The sequence below is a fragment of the Pseudomonas fragi genome (genome assembly GCF_002269505.1).
In the GTDB taxonomy this organism is placed as follows: domain Bacteria; phylum Pseudomonadota; class Gammaproteobacteria; order Pseudomonadales; family Pseudomonadaceae; genus Aquipseudomonas; species Aquipseudomonas fragi_D.
Window position 1 is genome coordinate 24886 of the sequence record NZ_NQKQ01000015.1, and the last position, 19321, is coordinate 44206.

Genomic DNA, 19321 nt, shown 5'->3' on the forward strand with positions numbered 1-19321 from the left:
GCAGCGGCTTGGCTCAGCGCTTGAGCAGCCCGCGTACACTGATCCACACAGGAATACCCAAGCCAATCCAGCTCAATACATCCCAGGCGTCGTCACCCAATAGCGCACTGAACAAGCCCGTTACGCTGACCAGGCCAATGGCCAGCGGGATGGAAAACACTTTCCAGAAGTTCGACTGACGCGGCCTCATCGTGCGCTCTCCCTGGCCGCGCGTCTGCGCACCCACCACAGGTACAGCCCGCTGCCGAGCACCACAATGGTCAGCACATCGAGAGCCGCCCAGAGGATTTTCATCGGCATGCCGCCGTAATCGCCAAAATGCAGCGGTTGGGACATGCCCATGGCGTCCATGTACCACGGTCGTCCGGCCACGGCGGTGACCTCCAGGGTACTGGCATCGATCAATACCGGGGTCAGCAGGTGCGAGGTCAGGTGCGTGCTGCCTTTCATAAAGACTGCGTAATGGTGCTCGCTGGAGAACCGCGTGCCCGGGAACGCGATAAAATCCGGGCGCATGCCGGGCGCGGCTTTGGCGGCGATCTCCAGCAACTGGCTGGCCGGGGCGAGACGGGTCAGTGGCGGGGCGTCGCGGTAGGGTTCGATCATGGCGCTGAGGCTGTCATTACGCCAGGCGGCAATAATCAGATCGGCACAGGCACTGATAACCCCGGTCACACCTACCACCAAGGCCCAGGTCAGGGTTACGGCGCCAATCAGGTTGTGCAGGTCGAGCCAGCGCAAGCGGGTGGATTTGTCCGTGCGCACGGTGGCGAATTCATGGCGGCGCATAAAGGGCAGGTACAGCACTGTGCCGGAGATGATCGCCAGCACAAACAACAGCCCCATAAAGGCCAGCAACAGCTTGCCGGGCAGCCCGGCGAACATGTCCACATGCAGGCGCAGCATGACCATCATGAGCCCGCCATTGGCTGACGGCACCTCAATGGCTTCGCCGGTGCGAGCATCGAGCATAAAGGTGTGGGACGAATTGGGTTCGGTGCCGGCGGTGGGCGCCATGATCGTGAGGACGGCATTGGGCTCGTCTTCTTCCCAGCCGAAGTACTGCATGACTTCACCCGGCCGATGGGCTTCGGCGGCGCGCACCAGTTGTTGCAGATCCAGGGTCGGGGTGTCGGCGGGCAGTTCCTTGACCTGTGGCGCATCGCCCAGCAGATGGTCGATTTCATGATGAAAAATCAACGGCAGGCCGGTCAGTGCCAGCATCAGCAAGAACGCGGTGCAAATCAGGCTGGTCCAGGTGTGGATAAAGGACCAGCGGCGGATGGTTTTGCTTTTCATGAAGATCCTGAATGCGTAAACCCCCGGTGGGAGCGGGCTTGCTCGCGATGCAGGCAACTCGGTGTGTCTGGAAAAGCCGAGGTGATGCCATCGCGGGCAAGCCCGCTCCCACAGGGGGAAGGTGGTGCAGCCCTTAGCGGGTTACCACTTGTAGTTGACGCTGGCCATTACGTTGCGGCGGTCGCCGTAGTAGCAGTAGAAACCGTCGCAGGTCGACAGGTATTCCTTGTCGAATACGTTGTTGGCGTTCACAGAAACCGTGGCGCCTTTGAGCGTTTTGCTGACCTTGCCCAAGTCGTAATGCACCGCGGCGTCGTAGACGGTGTAAGCGTCTGTGTGGCCATAAGAGGCGTCGGGCACATAGGCCATGCTGCCGATCGCGATATTGTCGGTTTCGCCAATGTAACGGGCACCAAAGCCGACGCCGAAGCCATCCAGAGCGCCTTTGTGCCAGGTGTAGTCCGCCCAGATCGAGGCTTGATGTTCAGGCGTCAGGGGTAGTGGACGGTTCTTGTCCAGCGGGTCGGAGACCTTGGTCATCTTGGTGTTGGCATAGGTGTAGGCAGCAGTCAGCTTAAGGTTATCGTTGACGTTGCCCACGGCCTCCAGTTCCACGCCGCGCACGTTAGCTTCACCCAGTGGCCGGCTTACACCAAGGGTGTCGCTGAGCACGATGTTTTTACGGGTCAGGTCATACACGGCAGCGGTGAACAGCATCTCGGTGCCGGGTGGCTGGTACTTGAGGCCCACTTCGTATTGCTTGCCGGTGCCGGGCTTGAAGGCCTTGCCGCCAAAGCCGCCTGGCTCGGCCTGGAACGATTCGGCATAGGACACATAAGGTGTGAAGCCCGAGTCGAACACATAGCTGAGCGCGGCATTGCCGGTGAAGGCGCTGTCATCGCGTTTGTCGCGCGCGTTGTTCTCGTTGTAGAACGTGGTGTCGGTGTGCAACCAGTCCTGGCGTCCGCCCAGGGTCAAACGCCAGTTATCCAGTGCCATCTGGTCTTGCAGGTAGAGGCCGGTATCGCGGGTTTTCTGGTTGTAGTCGTTATAGGCGGTGTATTTGACGTTACTGAAGTCTTGCCCGTAGATCGGGTTGATGATGTTGCTGGCCGGAGCCGCGCCGTATTGCCACTTGTAGTTGGTGTTGACGCGCTGGTGGTCGAGCCCGATCAGAACAGTGTGCTTGAGGGCGCCAGTGTTGAAGTCCGCCTGGAAGTTGTTATCCACGGCGAATTGGCTGATGTCCTCATTCACGATGTTGGCGCCGCGCTGCAAGGTGCCGTCGTCGGCAACAGAACCGTAGTAACCGCCAGCCGTGATGCCCTGAAAGGACAGGTCACTTTTGGTGTAACGCAGGTTCTGGTGGAACTGCCACACATCGTCAAAACGGTGTTCAAAAGCGTAGCCGAGTGCGTAGTAGGTTTTGTCGTAGTACTCCCACTTCGGATCACCCAGGTTCTCGTGATACTTCACCTTGCCCGCCGGTGAGTCGACCTTGGTGCCCTGGATCGGTAAGAACTGGCTGGTGATACCAGTGTCGTCACGGTTGAACTGGCTGAGGAAGGTCAGCTTGGTGTCCGGGTCGATGTTCCAGGTCAGGCTCGGTGCGAGGTTGTAGCGTTTGTCTTCGTTGTGATCGATTGCCGTATTACTGTCGCGCACCAGGCCGCTGATACGGTACAGAAAGCGGCCTTCATCATCGATCGGGCCGGTGCTGTCGAAGCTGATTTGCTTGCGCTGGTAGCTGCCGACCTGGACCTGCACTTCATGGCTTGGGGTGTCTTGCGGGCGACGGCTGACCATGTCCAGCAAGCCACCGGCAGGGGTCTGGCCGTAGACCGATGACGCTGGGCCACGGAGCAGGGCTACGCGCTCTAGGTCCCAGGTTTCCAGCTTGGGCATGGTGTAGGAACCCTTGGGCAGGGGCAGACCGTCGAGAAACTGGGTCGGTTCGAAACCCCGAACCTTAAGCCACTCCGAGCGGCTGTCGCTGCCGTAGCTGCTGGCCGTAACGCCAGGCATATAGCGAACTGCGTCATCCAGGTTTTGCACCGCCCGGTCCTGCATCTGGCTACGGGTAGCAACGGAGATGGAGCGCGGAGCCTCTGCCAGTGAGGTATCGGTTTTGGTGCCTGACGCTGTGCGCTGGGCGAGATAACCTTCCACCGGGCCCCAGGCGCTTTCGTAAGTGCCCTGGCCGGAGATGGTCGTTGCCCCCAGAGCCAATGCGCCCTGGGGGATTTCGATCAGTGTGAAGCTGCCAGCACTGCCCGGCACCAACTGCAACCCGCTCCCCTGCAACGCCTCACGCAGCGCGGTGGTTGCCTCGAACGTACCGTTGACCGGCGCCGAGGTTTTGCCTGCCAGCAAGGACGAGTCGATGGCCAGGGTGATGCCGGCCTGGCTGGCGATCTGGTTCAGGGTGGCCGCCAATGGCCCGGCGGGCAAATTGTAGTTGCGCGCAGACGAGGCCTGCTCGGCGGCAATCAGCGCGGTGCTGGCCAGCGGGGCGCTAAGGGCGATGGCGACAGCCAACAGGCTGGGACGCAAAAATGTGTCGAGGGTGCGGGACATTCGGCGGGTTCCTGAATGAAAATGTTTCTCAATGCCTATCTGCCGGACGAGATTGGAAAAGTGATAGGGCTAATTGAAAATAATTTAGATTCAGTGGTTTTGCGGCTTGGCGCCAACTGTTACCCACCACGGCGTACGCTGCCGGATCTCGACCGGCAAGGTCGGCAGCAGGGCGTTGAGTGCCAGTTCGATGTTGTTCAGCGGGAAGCTGCCGGTAATGCGCAAGTCGGCCACTTGCGGGTCAACACCCAGGTGGCCGCGGTGGTAGCGGTTGAGTTCACCCACCATGTCAGCCAGGCGCACGTTATCCAGTACCAGCATGCCGCGTGTCCAGGCGTCGGCTCCGGGGCTGATGGCGAACATCTGGCCCAGGTGGTCGCGGTGCATCAGTACTTGCTGGCCTTCGCTGTAGATGGTGTGTTCGATGCTGTCTTCAGGTTGGGCCTGTACCCGCGATTGCAGCACGCTCAGGCGCGTGCCGTCGTCTTCACGTTTGACCATGAAGCGTGTGCCCAGGGCCAGCAAGCTGCCATCGCGGGTTTGTACGATAAAGGGGCGAGGGTCGCCGTGGCCGGTCTCGACCATGATCTCGCCTTCTTGCAGGACTATGCGCCGGGTGCTGTCGTCAAAACGCACATCGACTGCACTGTGGGTATTGAGGTTGAGCAGCGTGCCATCGGCCAGCCGCATCTGCCGCTGTTCGCCGGTGGCGGTACGCTGGTCGGCCATCCAGTAATCGATGGGCAGGTAGCTTTTACCGGCGAACAGGGCCAGCCCGCACACCAGCGCGATACTCGCCAGGCCGCTGCCGATCTTGCGCGCCCGCTGTTGCGCGCCATTGCGTGCATTAAGCAGGGCATTGCGTGCGGGGATGCTGGTATTGCTGAAGCGTTGATCGAGCATGCCCAGCTGCAACCAGGCGCGGGCGTGTTCTTCGCTGGCGCTGTACCACTTGGCGAATTCGGCCTGCTCCACCGCGCTGCCGTTACCGCAATCCAGGCATAGTTGCCAGGCAATGGCGGCGTCCAGGACCTGGGCCGAGACCGGTTTGGTATTGGCCTGGCTCATGTTGGTTCGCCATACAGGGCGATATAGCACTGGCGAATACCCTGGGCCAGGTATTGGCGCACACGGGGCACCGACACGCCCAGGCGTTCGGCGATTTCGGCGTGGGTCATACCGTCGAGCCGGCTGTGCAGGAAGGCCGCACGGGATTTGCTCGACAGCTTGCTCAGCATGCGGTCGATGGCCTTGAGGTCTTCAAGGATCAGTTGCTGGGCCTCAGGCGAAGGCTGCTCGGCCTCGGGGATCAGCATCAATTCGTTGAGCCAGGCCTGCTCCAGTGCAGCGCGCCGAAAGTAGTCAAACAGCAGACCCTTGGCGATGGCTGCCAAAAAGGCCCGGGGCTCGCGGGGAGCCTGCAGTTCGGTACGGCCCAGCAGGCGCACGAAGGTGTCCTGGCTAAGGTCTTCTGCGCGCTGAGGGCAGGCCACGTTGCGTCGTAACCACGCCAGCAGCCAGCCGCGATGGTCGCGATAAAGCGCTCCAACCAGCTCACTGTGGGGGTTTTGGACTGACGACAAGGGCATCACCGACTGCAAGTTTTAACTAACGATAATTATTCGCGATTGTGGCAGAGGGAATGGCCCTACGCAATTGACGCTCATCGGATGATTTTTGACCGTTGCAGCTAGCTGCCCTCACCCCAACCCTCTCCCGGAGGGAGAGGGGGCTAAAGGCAAAAGCAATTTTGCGTAACACCACATATCAGTCCCCTCTCCCTCCGGGAGAGGGCCAGGGTGAGGGCGCTCTTAAAAGCCGTGCATCTGCTTGCGCCGCTGCCACTGGTTGAGCCGCTGCTGTAAGGCCAGGGGGCTGTCGATGCCCTGTGCCCGGGCGCGGCTGAACAGGATCAGGGCCAGTTCGGCAGTGGCCAGGGCGTCGGCGCTGGCGTTGTGGCGGTCTTCCACTTGCAGGTGGAAGTGGTTGATCCACTGGTCGAGCCCGGCTTCGCGCTGATGCACCTGCGGGCACAGCATCGGTGCCAGTGCAGCCACATCCATAAACGGGTGCTGCAAGCGGTAGCCCAGGCTGTCTTTGAGGGAGCGAGTGAGCATGTGCTGGTCAAACGGCGCATGAAACGCCAGTACCGGGCTATCACCCACAAAGTCCATGAAATCGAGCAGGGCGTCCACCGGGTCACTGCCTGCAGCAATGGCCGCAGGCCCCAGGCCATGCAGCAATATGCTGGGGCTCAGAGTGTTGTCGGGACGCTGCAGGGTTCGTTCAAACGCCTGGCCCAGGTCGATCGCGCCGTCTTCAATCACTACCGCACCCATCGACAGCACTTGATCGCGGCTAAGGTTCAGGCCACTGGTCTCCAGGTCCACCACAACCCAGCGCTGCGAGCGCAATGGCTTCTCGCTCAACGGCGGAGCGGGCGCCAGTTGCTGCAGGCGTTGCTGCTGCTCAAGGCTTAACAGCGGTTTTTTGCGCGGCAACAACCAGGACAACAGGCTCATAGCTGATACCGCAGGGCCAGGCTGCTTTGCAGACGCTGGGCCTGACGCAGTGCTTCACGCAGGATGCGGCGGTCCAGCTGGTTCAGGCTGTCGGGGTCGACGCGGTTGGAGTACGGGCGGTTTTCCCGGGTTTGCAACTGGTGCTGTTGCATGCGGGTTTGCTGGATGAAGTGATACGCCTCCTCGTAGGCGGCGCCGTCCAGCGCTTCAATCACGTCCAGGGCAACCAGTTGGCGCAAGCGTTCCAGGGTGTTGTTGGCTTCGACACCGTTGGCCAGCGCCAGCAGGCGCGCGCCGTCGACAAAAGGTGTGAGGCCCTGGACCTTGAGGTCGAGGGTGGCCTTGTCGCTGCCTTTGCGCTCCAGCACAAACTCGCGAAAACGCCCCACCGGCGGGCGGTGACGCAACGCGTTGTCGGCCATCATGCGCTGGAACAGACGGTTGTCGGCCACTTGCTCAAGGATGCCGCGGCGCAGCTGCGCGCAGCCCCGTTCATCGCCCCAGACCACGCGCAGGTCGAAATAGATGGTGCTGGCCAGCAGGTTTTCCGGAGTGGCCTCGCGGATAAAGGCCGCAAAGCGGCGTGCCCATTCGGCACGGGACAGGCACAGGTCGGGGTTGCCGGCCATGATGTTGCCCTTGCACAGGGTAAAGCCGCAGGCTGCCAGATGATGGTTGATCTGCTGGGCAATGGGCAGCAGGCGCAGGCGAATGTCGGCGGCCTCGGCGGCGTCTTTGGCTTCGAACAGGATGCCGTTGTCCTGGTCGGTGTGCAGGGTTTGCTCGCGTCGGCCTTCGCTGCCAAAGCACAGCCAGGTAAACGGCACACCAGGGTCGCCCTTGTCGGCCAGTACCAGTTCGATCACCCGGCATACGGTGTGATCGTTGAGCTGGGTGATGATGTGGGTGATCTGCGTGGAAGACGCACCGTGGGCCAGCATGCGTTCAACCAGCTGGCCGATTTCGCCGCGCAGGTTGATCAGGGTATCCAGTCGTGGAGCATGGCGGATGGTACGCGCCAGGTGCACCAGGTCGACCCGTTGCAAGGAAAACAGGTCGCGTTCGGAAACAACGCCACACAGGCGTTGATCTTTAACCAGGCACACGTGGGCAATATGCCGCTCGGTCATGGCGATTGCGGCGTCGAAAGCGCTGTGGTCGGGGCTCAGGTAGAACGGCTCGGGGGTCATGTGCAGATCAATGGCCTGCTCGAAGTCCTCAATGCCATTGGCCACCACCTGACGCAGGTCGCGCAGGGTGAAAATCCCCAGCGGAGCCTTGTGCTCGTCGACCACGACAATGCTGCCCACCTGCTGTTCGTGCATCAGCCGAACGGCTTCGCGCAGTGCAACATGAGGGGCGCAAGTTACCGGGTGGCGCATGGCCAGTTCGCCCAGGCGGGTGTTGAGCGAGTATTGCGTGCCGAGGGTTTGCGCGGCTTTTTGCTGCACTTGCTGATTGACCTTGTCGAGCAGGCTGCTGACGCCGCGCAGGGCAAAGTCGCGGAACTCGTCAGACAGGGCAAACAGCTTGATGAACGCGGCCTTGTTCAGTTGCAGGCAGAACGTATCTTCGGCGGCGCGGTGTTCGGTGCGCGTAGCGCGCTCGCCCAGCAGTGCGGAAAGGGGGAAGCACTCGCCAGCGGTGATCTCGAAGGTCGTCTGGGCCTCTTCGCGCCCGGCGTGGGTACGCTCGCCGACCACTCGGCCCTGCTTGACGATATAGAAGTGTTCCACCGGCCCGTCAGTCGGTCGGATGATGCTTTCGCCCGGGGCATAGAAGCGCAGTTGGCACTGCTCGACCAGATACGCCAGGTGAGTGTTTTCCATTTGGTTGAACGGCGGGAATCGCTGCAAAAACTGCATGGTGCCGTGAATGTTCTGCAACACCGCGGTTTTCCCTGCCTGGAGAAACGCATCCGATTTACTCATTACTGATACCGCGTTGTAGGTTGTGAGCCGTTGTTGTTATGACCGGACAGGGCTGCGCCCCATGGTGTATTTCTATCCCTCATGCTCGGCGGTCTGCGCGCGGGTGCCCATTGGACGTAAGTCTATGGGGCAGCGTTGTGCTGCTGTTTTTGAAAAGTCGTACAGAGATTTTGCATATTTCTTGTGCTTACAGTCTTGGAATTACCTGCCTCTGAGCGCACATTGGCAGCCAGATATAGATAACCGACTACGCTGTTAGGATATTTCGCCTGCAAGGCCGCTTTCGAGAAGCCTATGACCGAACACGACATTTTGACTGACGCCGAACGTGAGGCCTTGCAAGAGGTCATGCAGACACCTGCTTCGGCCTCGTCATGTGTGTTGATTGTTGAAGACGACCCGGTAGCTCGTGAGTTGTTGGCCGAGTTTCTGGAACTCAATGCCATTGAGTGCCTCAAGGCCAGCAATGAAGAACAGGCGCTGGCGCTGTTGGCATCGGGCAAGCCGATTAATTTGATGCTCACCGATTTGCGCATGCTGCCCCACGATGGCTTGCATCTGATTCGCAAAGTGCGTGAATCAGAGCGAGCGGCCCTGCCGATCATCATCATGTCGGGCGATGCGAACGTGCGTGACGCCATCGATGCCATGCACCTGAGCGTGGTGGATTTTCTGCTCAAGCCCATTGATACCGAAAAACTGCTCAAGCTGATCCGCCAGGAACTGGGGATGTAAGGTTTGCTCCCACAGGTCAAAAAAAAAGCCCCGAATGTTCGGGGCTTTTTTATGACTGCGGGTTACAGGCCGTTTTTGGCCTTGAACTCGCGACGGCGACGGTGCAGTACCGGCTCGGTATAGCCATTAGGCTGCTTGCTACCTTCGATCACCAGTTCGACGGCCGCCTGGAAGGCGATGTTGCTGTCGAAGTCTGGCGCCAGCGGACGGTACAGCGCGTCGTTGGCGTTTTGGCGATCGACCACCGGCGCCATGCGCTTGAGGCTGGCCATGACCTGGTCCTGGTTGACGATGCCGTGACGCAGCCAGTTGGCGATGTGCTGGCTGGAAATACGCAGCGTGGCACGGTCTTCCATCAGGCCGATGTCATTGATATCCGGCACCTTCGAACAACCCACGCCCTGGTCGATCCAGCGCACAACGTAGCCCAGGATGCCCTGGGAGTTGTTGTCCAGTTCGTTCTGGATCTGTTCCGGGGTCCACTGCGGGTTCACCGCCAGCGGGATGGTCAGGATGTCGTCCACCGAAGCCGGTGTACGCTTGGCCAGCTCGGCCTGACGGGCGAACACGTCAACCTTGTGGTAGTGCAGTGCGTGCAACGCAGCGGCGGTCGGTGATGGCACCCACGCGGTGTTGGCGCCGGCCAGCGGGTGAGCGATTTTCTGTTCGAGCATCGCCGCCATCAGGTCGGGCATGGCCCACATGCCTTTACCGATTTGTGCACGACCTTGCAGGCCAGTGCTCAAGCCGACATCGACGTTGTTGTTTTCGTAGGCCGAAATCCACTTCTGGGCTTTCATGTCGGCCTTGCGTACTACCGGGCCGGCTTCCATCGAGGTGTGAATCTCGTCGCCGGTACGGTCAAGGAAGCCGGTGTTGATAAACACCACACGCTCGCTGGCGGCTTTGATGCACGCCTTGAGGTTGACGGTGGTGCGGCGCTCTTCGTCCATGATCCCGACTTTGAGCGTGTTGCGTGGCAGCTTGAGCACGTCTTCGATGCGGCCGAACAGTTCGTTGGTGAACGCGGCCTCTTCAGCGCCGTGCATCTTCGGCTTGACGATGTACACCGAGCCGGTGCGGCTGTTGCTGCGCGTGGCCTTGCCGTTGAGGCTGTGGATCGCTGCCAGGCTGGTCAACAGGCCGTCGAGGATGCCTTCGGGCACTTCGTGGCCGTCTTTGTCGAGGATCGCGTCGATGGTCATCAGGTGACCCACGTTGCGCACGAACAGCAGCGAACGGCCATGCAGGCTGACGGTGCCGCCGTTGGGTGCGGTGTACTCGCGATCCGGGTTCATGGTGCGGGTGAAGGTCTGGCCGCCCTTGGACACTTGCTCACTGAGGTCGCCTTTCATCAGGCCGAGCCAGTTGCGGTAGATCACCACCTTGTCATCGGCATCGACCGCAGCGACCGAGTCTTCGCAGTCCATGATGGTGGTCAGGGCGGCTTCCATCAGCACGTCTTTGACGCCTGCTGCATCGGTCTGGCCGACAGGGCTGTTGGCATCGACCTGGATTTCGAAGTGCAGGCCGTTGTGCTTGAGCAGCACGGCCGTCGGCGCTGCGGCCGAGCCGTGGTAACCGATCAGCTGTGCGGTGTCGCGCAGGCCGGTGCTGGCACCGCCCTTGAGGGTCACCTGCAAGGCGCCGTCAACGATGGCGTAGCCGCTGGAGTCAACGTGGGAGCCGCTGGCCAGGGGCGCAGCTTCGTCGAGAAAGGCGCGGGCGAAGGCAATGACCTTGTCGCCGCGTACCTTGTTGTAGCCTTTACCCTTTTCGGCGCCATCGGCTTCGCTGATGGCATCGGTGCCATACAGGGCGTCGTACAGCGAACCCCAACGGGCGTTCGAAGCGTTGAGGGCAAAGCGCGCATTCATCACCGGTACCACCAATTGCGGGCCGGCCATGCGGGCGATTTCGTCATCGACGTTTTGCGTCGTTGCCTGGAAATCTGCAACTTCTGGCTGCAGATACCCGATGTCCTGGAGGAAGGCCTTATAAGCCACGGCGTCATGGGCCTTGCCGGCCTGGGCCTGGTGCCAGGCGTCGATCCGCGCCTGCAAATCATCGCGTTTGGCGAGCAGTGCTTTGTTCTTGGGTGCCAGGTCATTGATGACCTTGTCGGCACCGGCCCAGAACTGATCGGCGGTGAGGCCGGTACCGGGGATAGCTTCGTTGTTGACGAAGTCGAACAGGACTTTGGCGACCTGCAGGCCACCGACGTGAACGTGTTCAGTCATTGCTTGCCTCACTCATTTTTATTTAAAGCCTGGAGCGCTTCTCAAAACACCGCCAGAGCGGGTTTGTACGGGGATTGCAGACGCCTTGGCAGACTATGTTGCAAGTTATGTAGTGGCTGCCGAGGCATACTACATGATCAATTGCAGATGTGAAAATCAGACTGATCACGTCGTTCTGCGACCGTTTTTACGCTAACGGTCACACGCAAGAACAGGATGTTCTCAAGAAACAGGCAGGTTGTTCCAGATAATTCTAAAAACAGTACACAATTTAATGGTTGGCGGTCTGTTTTGATCTGCGAAGTGGGTTGTGTCGCTCTTTGGAAAACGGGTTGCTGCGTCGCAGTGGCGCACCAAACCCTTCGCAGCCTTCGGCAGCGACTACGGGCATTTCATGGCGGCCTATACTCATTCGATTCCCCCTAATAAGAGAGCCCCCGCCATGAACCATCTTGTGATTACGGTCTTTGCCCAGGACAAGGCCGGGCAGGTCGAACGCATTGCCCAGTGCATCGCCGAGCATGGTGGTAACTGGCTGGAGAGTCGCATGTCGCGCATGGCCGGGCAATTTGCCGGGATCCTGCGTGTCGGCGTGCCTGCCGAAGCCCACGATGAGCTGGTCGATGCGTTGCAACGCCTGTCAAAAGAAGGGATTCGGGTGTTGATCGCCGAAAGCGGCATCGAGCAGTCCTGCACCTGGAAGCCCATTGCCATGGAGCTGGTGGGCAACGATCGCCCCGGTATTGTGCGTGACATCACTCGGGTGCTGACGGAGCAGGGGGTGAGCCTGGAGCGGCTGGTGACCGATGTGCGGCCCGCGCCCATGAGCAACGAGCCGCTGTTTCATGCCGAGGCCATTCTGGCTGTGCCCCTGACCCTGTCGCTGGATGTGTTGCAAAAGCGTCTGGAAACCCTGGCGGATGAACTGCTGGTGGACCTCAAGTTCAGTACCGAGGAATAACCCCGCCGGTTCAGCTGCGCTGACGCATGCTGAACCAGGCATCGAGGCTGTACACCACCAAGCCGGCCCAGATAAACGCAAAGGCGATCAAGGTACTTTCGGACAAGTGCTCGCCGTACACCCAGACCGCCAGAATCAACACCAGCGTCGGTGCGATGTACTGCATAAAGCCCAGAGTGGTGTAGGGCAGATGCCGTGCAGCGGCGTTGAAACTGACCAGGGGAATCAGCGTGGCCGGGCCGGCAAGTACGAGCAGCCAGGCTTCTGATGTGCTCCAGAACTCAACATGAGCACTGTTGGCCTCGGGGTGTAACAGCAACCAGCCAATAGCCACCGGCACCAGAATCCAGGTTTCCACCACCAGCCCCGGCAGTGCCTTGACTGGCGCCTGTTTGCGGATCAGCCCGTAAAAACCGAATGTCAGTGCCAGCACCAGCGACACCCACGGCAGGCTGCCCACTTGCCACACTTGCTGGGCCACGCCCGCAGCGGCCAGGCCTACGGCAATCCACTGCAAGCGTCGCAGGCGTTCGCCCAGCAACAACATGCCGAGCAGCACGTTGACCAGCGGGTTGATGTAATAGCCCAGGCTGGCTTCGACCATGCGGTCGTTGTTCACTGCCCACACGTAGGTCAGCCAGTTGGCGGCAATCAGCAGGCCGCTGATGGTCAGCACGCCAAGGCGTTTGGGATTGTCGCGCAGCTCCTGCCACCAGCCGGGGTGCTTCCATACCAGCAGCAACAGTGAGCCGAACAAGGCGGACCAGAGCACCCGGTTAACAATGATTTCGGCCGCCGGGACGCTTGCCAGCAGTTTGAAGTAGAGCGGGAAGATGCCCCAGATGACATAGGCCGTGAGGCCTAGAATGTACCCGCGACGCGGGTTGGCGGCTTGCATGCAGAATCCTTGCTTAGGCAACTAACAGACACGGAAGAAGCCAAGAGTGTAAGCAGGTTTTGCAGACGTGTCGTGCAGGAGATCTGCAAGGCGGGCATGTTTTTTTGCACCAGCAGCGGCCCCGGTTTTTCTGTGGGAGCGGGCTTGCTCGCGATGCAGGCGCTGCGGTCTGTTAGTTAAACCGCAATCGCCCCAATCGCGAGCAAGCCCGCTCCCACAAGAGCCACATGCATGGCGTCAGAACAGCTTCAGCGGCTCTTCATTGAGTGCCGAAAGCTGTTCGCGTAACGCCAGGATCTGGTCACCCCAATAGCGCTCGCTGCCAAACCACGGGAAGCTGTGCGGGAAGGCCGGGTCGTCCCAGCGTCGCGCCAGCCAGGCGCTGTAGTGCATCAGGCGCAAAGCGCGCAGCGGTTCAATCAACGCCAGTTCGCGGGGGTTGAAGTCATGGAATTCGCTGTAACCGTCCATTAATTCTGACAGCTGCCCCAGACATTCCTGACGGTCACCGGCCAGCATCATCCACAAGTCCTGTACCGCAGGGCCCATGCGGCAGTCATCAAGATCGACGATATGGAACACTTCGTCGCGGCACATCATGTTGCCGGGGTGGCAATCGCCATGCATGCGGATGTTGGTGTGCGGAGTGGCGGCGTAGACGTCTTCAACGCGCTTGAGCAGGTCGCGGGCGACGGACTCGTAAGCCGGGAGCAGGCTGCGCGGAATAAAGTTGCCTTCAAGCAGGGTGGTCAGCGAGTCGTGACCGAAGTTTTTCACCCCCAGCGCTTCGCGGTGTTCGAACGGCTTGGTTGCACCTACGGCATGCAGGCGGCCAAGCAGTTGCCCGAGACGATACAACTGGTCGAGATTGCCCGGCTCTGGCGCACGGCCACCACGGCGTGGAAACAGGGTAAAGCGAAAACCCTGGTGTTCGAACAGGCTTTGGCCGTTGTGAATCATCGGCGCCACCACGGGCACTTCGCAGTCGGCCAGTTCGAAGGTGAAGCGGTGTTCTTCGAGGATCGCTTCGTTGGTCCAGCGCTGAGGGCGATAGAACTTGGCGATCAGCGGCTGCGAGTCTTCGATGCCGACCTGATACACGCGGTTTTCGTAGCTGTTGAGCGCCAACACGCGGGCATCGCTCAGGAAACCGATGCTCTCGACGGCGTCGAGCACCAGATCAGGGGTAAGTGTTGCAAACGGATGAGACATGCTGACTCCTGCGCGCAGCAGGCTGCCGCGTCCGGCCATGCATGTTAGCGCAGACCGGGTACAAGCTGGCACAAAACCTGTGGGAGCGAACCTGTTCGCGATTACATCACTGCGGTTATCCAGAAAGCCCATGTCGCCTGTATCGCGAGCAGGCTCGCTCCCACAAGGGATTTGTATTACGCGCCTACAATACCGCCGTCTTCCCGGCTAATGGCCATGACCGAAGAACGCGGTTTGCCGTTGGGCAGGTGCTCGGGGAAGGTGGAACCGCCGTTTTCGCCGGGGTGCTGAATGCCTACGAACAGGGTTTTGTGGTCGGGCGAGAAGCTGATGCCGGTGACTTCACAGCCAATCGGCCCGACCATGAAGCGGCGGATTTCACCGCTGGCCGGGTCGGCGCAGAGCATCTGGTTATTGCCCATGCCGGCAAAGTCGCCGCTGTTGCTGGCATCGCCGTCGGTGAGGACCCATAGGCGCCCTGCATCGTCAAAACCCAGGCCGTCTGGGCTGTTGAACATGTTTTGCGGGGTGATGTTGGCCGAGCCTCCTTTGGCCGTTTTGCCGTGCACTGCCGGGTTGCCGGCCACCACAAACAGGTCCCAGTCAAAGGTGTCCGAGCCGTGATCACCCTTCTTGGCTTTCCAGCGCAGGATTTGCCCGTAGACGTTTTTCTCACGCGGGTTGGGCCCGCCAGCCGGCTGTCCATCCTCGCCACGTTTGACGTTGTTGGTCAGGGTGCAATAGACCTGGCCGTCTTTGGGGCTGACCACAATCCACTCCGGGCGATCCATACGCGTGGCCCCGACGGTGCTTGCCGCCATACGTGCATGAATCAACACCTCGGCCTGATTGGCAAACCCCTTGGTCGCATCGACGCCGTTTTTGCCGTGGCTCAGTTCAACCCACTGGCCGTGGCCTTTAGGGCGATCGGGATTGCTGTCGCCACCGTCAAAACGCGCCACATAAAGCGTGCCGTGGTCGAGCAGATCGCGGTTGGCCTTGGGGTTCTGGTGGTCGATCCTGTCGCGGCTGATGAATTTATAGATGAACTCGCCGCGCTCATCGTCGCCCATGTAGACCACGGCACGGCCGTCGCCGGTTTCGGCGAGTGCGGCGTTTTCGTGCTTGAAACGGCCCAGGGCAGTGCGTTTGACCGGTGTTGAGAGCGGGTCGAACGGGTCGATTTCCACCACCCAGCCGTGACGGTTGAGTTCGTTGGGGTTGTGCGCCAGGTCAAAGCGCGGGTCGTGCAGGTGCCAGTTGATATCTTTGCTGGCCGCGACGACGCCATAGCGTTTTTGTGCAGCGTCGAAGGCCTGTTTGGGATCAGAGCTGCCAAAACAGTCGGTGAAGTTTTCCTCGCACGTCAGGTAGGTGCCCCACGGCGTTTTGCCGTTGGCGCAGTTCTGGAACGTGCCCAATGCGCGGCTGCCGGTAGCGTCGGCCTGGGTGCGCAGCAGCTCGTGGCCCGCCGCGGGGCCGCTGAGGCGGATAGGGGTGTTGCCGTGGATGCGCCGGTTAAAGGGTGAGCCCTGGACAAACTGCCAGCCGTTGCCCTTGCGCTGGATTTCGATTACCGACACGCCTTCACTGGCCTGGGCCTTGCGTACTTCTTCGGCAGAGATGGGGGTGCCACCGTGGGGGTAGAGGTAGCGGTAGTTGGTGTATTCATTGTTGATTGCCATCAGGGCGCGGTCCGAGTCATCCGCGAAGGCAAACAGGCTCATGCCGTCGTTGTTGTCGCCAAATTGCACTTCCTGCTCGCTGGCAGTGCCGTTGCCGGCCGGGTCAAACGCCGGGCCGTTGGCCTGTAGCGGCTGGCCCCAGCTGATGAGCACCGAGGCGCGGTAGCCAGGTGGCAGGCTGATGGTATCGGTGGTGGCTGCGTTGATACTGTCGAACCCCAGCAAGTTGCTGTTGGCAGCGCTGACACCCGCCGCCAGTGCGCTACGCCCGAGCAGGCCGCCGCCGAGGAACATCGCCGCGCCGCACAAGGCGCCAGCGCTGATAAAGCCACGTCGACTAAGGCCAACCATCTGCTCAAGGTCGGTGGATTGGTTTTCTTCTAATAGGCTCATGGCGGGCTCGGCTCTGACGGTTTTGGCAGACACCTTAAGCAGCGGGTATGACAGAGATGTTTCAGTGTTTGTTTGAAAAGCCCTCACGCTTACCCTCTCCCAAAGGGAGAGGGTTGGGGGGGGCGGACTAGAGCGCTGTCCCAAGCAACACCAGCGACGGCGCGAACTGCACTTGCGCCGCGCTGCCCACGCTCAGACCAAGTGTTTCAAGGTGTTGCGGTTCGGTCAGCGCACACAACGTCTGGCCGCCAGGCAGGCTGATGCGCACTTCGCTGGGGCCGTCGGCGATGTGTAGGATCTGTTCGATCTGCCCGTGCAGGTGATTGTGTTCGGGACTGGGCAGTTGTGCGACGTCGATCAACTGCAGCCAGCCCGCTTTGATCAGCGCTACCGCCGGGCTGCCGATGGCCAGTTCCAGGCGCTGGGTGCTGTCGTGGGTGATTTGCGCCTGCAAGGTCAGGCCACCGGGTAACTCAAGGTCAATCAGATCGTTGTGACCATGCCTGTGGATGGCAGTAACGGTACCGTGCAACTGGTTACGGGCGCTGGTACGCAACATCAGGCGGCCCAGCAGGTCGAGATCCCGGGCGTCTTCGGCGGCGTCCAGCACCTGAGCCTGTATTGCCTGCAAGCGCTGATAAAGCCGCAGCACCCGTAGACCTGCCACGGACAACCGGGCGCCGCCTCCGCCCTTGCCACCTATGCTGCGCTCTACCAAGGGGGTTTGCGCCAGGTTGTTCAGCTCATCGATGGCATCCCACGCAGCCTTGTAGCTGATGCCCGCACTTTTGGCGGCAGCCGTGATCGAGCCCTGCTCGGCGATGTGTTGCAACAGGGCAATACGTTGCGGGCGGTGGACGATATGTTGGGCAAGCAGGGCAGGCAGGTGCATGAAGGCAGGTTCGCAAGACGGGGTGTGCCCGAAAAGTGCCTGCTGCGCAGGGTGGCGTCAAGCAAGCCCATCGGGTTTTGGCGTGCGCGCCAGGCAATACACATCGACCCGCCGCGCCCCGCCCTTGAGCAGCAGGCGCGCCAGGCTTTCTGCCGTGGCGCCGGTGGTCAGCACATCATCGATCAGGGCCAGATGCAAACCATTGACCTGTACCCCGGGTGCAAGGCGGAAGGCGTGGCGCAGGTTGCGTTTGCGGGTTTTGGCGTCCAGACCCTGTTGCGCAGCGGTGTCCTGGGTACGCAGCAGCCAGTGCGGTTGGCAGGGGAGGCACAACTGCTTGCTGAGCCAGTCACCCAGCATGCCGGCCTGGTTATAGCCACGCTCACGCAAGCGTTTGCTGGACAGGGGCACTGGCAGCAGGGCGTCGGGTCTAGGCTCACCCGAGTTGAAGCTATCTAGCAGCGATTGGCCAAGAATTTCGGCCAAAAGTCGTCCATAAGGCCATTTGCTGTGGTGCTTGAAGCGCACGATCAGACTGTCGATTGGAAAGCCATACACCCAAGGCGCATGGACACGCTCGAAGGCTGGCGGCTGTCTGATGCAATGGCCGCACATCAGCCCCTCCATCGGCAACGGTAAAGCGCACCGCTGGCAGCGGTCACCCAGCCAGGGCAGCTCCAGTTCGCAGGCGACGCACAGGGCCAACTCCGGGCTGGCGCGCTCGTCACACAACAAACATGATTGGTTGTTTAATAACCAGTTGTAAACCAGCCTTGTCCATAGTGGTTGACAGTTCATGTCGCATCCTTAAACATGCCGATATCCGTGCCGTGCCTGGGTTTTTTTGCCTCGGGTTCTAGTCAAAGCATAAACAAGAGAAACGCCGATGAGCGCCAGCAGCCTTGCCAACTTGCGACATGATTGGTCATTAGCCGAAGTCCGGGCGATGTTCACCCAGCCCTTCAACGACCTGCTTTTCGAAGCGCAGACCGTTCACCGCAGGCATTTCAACGCCAACCGGGTTCAGGTTTCGACGCTGCTGTCGATCAAGACCGGTGCTTGCCCGGAAGATTGCAAATATTGTCCGCAGTCGGGTCACTACAACACCGGCCTGGCCAAAGAGAAGCTGATGCAGGTGCAGAAGGTGCTTGAAGAAGCACAACGGGCCAAGGACATCGGTGCCACCCGCTTTTGCATGGGGGCGGCCTGGAAACACCCGTCGGCCAAAGACATGCCCTATGTGCTGGAGATGGTCAAAGGCGTGAAGGCCATGGGCCTGGAAACCTGCATGACCCTGGGCAAGCTCGATCAGGAGCAAACCGCCGCGCTGGCCCACGCTGGCCTCGATTACTACAACCACAACCTCGACACCTCCCCTGAGTTCTACACCAGCATCATCACCACCCGCACTTACAGCGAACGCCTGCAAACCCTGAGTTATGTGCGCGACAGCGGGATGAAAATCTGCTCCGGCGGCATCCTGGGCATGGGCGAGTCGCTGGACGACCGCGCCAATCTGCTGATCCAGCTGGCCAATCTGCCTGAGCACCCGGAGTCGGTGCCGATCAATATGCTGGTGAAAGTGGCCGGTACGCCGATGGAAAACGCCGAAGACATCGACCCGTTTGATTTCATCCGCATGCTGGCGGTAGCGCGAATCATGATGCCTTTGAGCCATGTGCGCCTGTCGGCAGGGCGTGAGGCAATGAACGAGCAAATGCAGGCGCTGGCATTTTTTGCCGGAGCCAACTCGATTTTCTACGGTGACAAATTGCTCACTACCGCCAACCCGCAGGCGGACAAGGACATGCAGTTGTTCAGTCGTTTGGGCATCTTGCCCGAAGAGCGTGAAGATCACGCCGACGAGGTGCATCAGGCGGTGATCGAGCATGCGCTGCGGGATCAGAAGTCCAGCGAGCAGTTTTATAACGCTGTGGTTTAACCACAGCGCCGATCTGTAGTCGCTGCCGCAGGCT

At 60.5% G+C, this 19321-nt stretch carries 16 protein-coding genes; 3 read left to right on the forward strand and 13 right to left on the reverse strand.

From position 1 onward, the window contains the following. Positions 1-13 precede the first annotated feature (13 nt). The 7 genes from CJU81_RS24080 to CJU81_RS14420 form a co-directional block, all read right to left on the reverse strand. The gene (locus CJU81_RS24080) at positions 14-190 is read right to left on the reverse strand and encodes a hypothetical protein (RefSeq protein WP_095037196.1); all 177 of its coding nucleotides are present in this window, start codon (positions 188-190) and stop codon (positions 14-16) included. Continuing rightward, positions 187-1299 carry a PepSY-associated TM helix domain-containing protein gene (locus CJU81_RS14395; RefSeq protein ID WP_095037197.1) on the reverse strand — a complete coding sequence of 371 codons (1113 nt, stop codon included), beginning with the start codon at positions 1297-1299 and terminating at the stop codon, positions 187-189. Before CJU81_RS14395 ends, CJU81_RS24080 begins: the two co-directional genes overlap by 4 nt. 141 nt (positions 1300-1440) lie before the next feature. After that, a complete protein-coding gene (locus tag CJU81_RS14400) occupies positions 1441-3876 on the reverse strand; it encodes a TonB-dependent siderophore receptor (protein WP_095037198.1) in 2436 nt (811 codons plus the stop codon). A 90-nt stretch (positions 3877-3966) separates the two neighbouring features. Next, positions 3967-4944 (reverse strand): FecR family protein, encoded by a 978-nt coding sequence (locus tag CJU81_RS14405; protein WP_095037199.1) that lies wholly within the window; start codon positions 4942-4944, stop codon positions 3967-3969. After that, the gene (locus tag CJU81_RS14410) at positions 4941-5465 is read right to left on the reverse strand and encodes an RNA polymerase sigma factor (RefSeq protein WP_176464587.1); all 525 of its coding nucleotides are present in this window, start codon (positions 5463-5465) and stop codon (positions 4941-4943) included. The genes CJU81_RS14405 and CJU81_RS14410 overlap by 4 nt, the downstream gene beginning before the upstream one ends. A 222-nt stretch (positions 5466-5687) precedes the next feature. Continuing rightward, a complete protein-coding gene (locus CJU81_RS14415) occupies positions 5688-6398 on the reverse strand; it encodes a 3'-5' exonuclease (RefSeq protein WP_095037200.1) in 711 nt (236 codons plus the stop codon). Further along, on the reverse strand, positions 6395-8329 hold the full coding sequence (locus tag CJU81_RS14420; protein ID WP_095037201.1) for a putative nucleotidyltransferase substrate binding domain-containing protein: 1935 nt from the start codon (positions 8327-8329) through the stop codon (positions 6395-6397). Before CJU81_RS14420 ends, CJU81_RS14415 begins: the two co-directional genes overlap by 4 nt. Before the next feature lie 294 nt (positions 8330-8623). On the opposite strand from CJU81_RS14420, the gene CJU81_RS14425 reads away from it, so the two are divergent. Next, positions 8624-9064, forward strand: coding sequence for a response regulator (locus CJU81_RS14425; protein ID WP_095037202.1), 441 nt, complete (start codon positions 8624-8626; stop codon positions 9062-9064). A gap of 62 nt (positions 9065-9126) precedes the next feature. On the opposite strand, the gene CJU81_RS14430 is transcribed toward CJU81_RS14425, so the two are convergent. Next, positions 9127-11304 carry a malate synthase G gene (locus tag CJU81_RS14430; RefSeq protein WP_095037203.1) on the reverse strand — a complete coding sequence of 726 codons (2178 nt, stop codon included), beginning with the start codon at positions 11302-11304 and terminating at the stop codon, positions 9127-9129. Between the two features lie 442 nt (positions 11305-11746). Between CJU81_RS14430 and CJU81_RS14435 the strand changes: the two genes are divergently transcribed. Continuing rightward, entirely contained in the window at positions 11747-12265 is a 519-nt protein-coding gene (locus CJU81_RS14435) for a glycine cleavage system protein R (RefSeq protein WP_095027459.1), read from the forward strand. A gap of 10 nt (positions 12266-12275) precedes the next feature. Here CJU81_RS14435 and rarD read toward each other — a convergent pair whose 3' ends face one another. The 5 genes from rarD to CJU81_RS14460 form a co-directional block, all read right to left on the reverse strand. Continuing rightward, positions 12276-13163, reverse strand: coding sequence for an EamA family transporter RarD (rarD, locus tag CJU81_RS14440; protein WP_095037204.1), 888 nt, complete (start codon positions 13161-13163; stop codon positions 12276-12278). Positions 13164-13400: 237 nt separating this feature from the next. Next, entirely contained in the window at positions 13401-14375 is a 975-nt protein-coding gene (locus CJU81_RS14445) for a serine/threonine protein kinase (RefSeq protein WP_095037205.1), read from the reverse strand. 176 nt (positions 14376-14551) lie between these two features. Next, entirely contained in the window at positions 14552-16453 is a 1902-nt protein-coding gene (locus CJU81_RS14450; protein ID WP_095037206.1) for a PhoX family protein, read from the reverse strand. Between the two features lie 127 nt (positions 16454-16580). Next, positions 16581-17345, reverse strand: a complete 765-nt coding sequence (locus CJU81_RS14455) for a TOBE domain-containing protein (protein ID WP_095037207.1) — start codon at positions 17343-17345, stop codon at positions 16581-16583. A gap of 57 nt (positions 17346-17402) precedes the next feature. Beyond that, positions 17403-18143 (reverse strand): ComF family protein, encoded by a 741-nt coding sequence (locus tag CJU81_RS14460; RefSeq protein WP_095037208.1) that lies wholly within the window; start codon positions 18141-18143, stop codon positions 17403-17405. Positions 18144-18231: 88 nt separating this feature from the next. On the opposite strand from CJU81_RS14460, the gene bioB reads away from it, so the two are divergent. Beyond that, on the forward strand, positions 18232-19287 hold the full coding sequence (gene bioB, locus CJU81_RS14465; RefSeq protein ID WP_095027454.1) for a biotin synthase BioB: 1056 nt from the start codon (positions 18232-18234) through the stop codon (positions 19285-19287). Positions 19288-19321 lie beyond the last annotated feature (34 nt).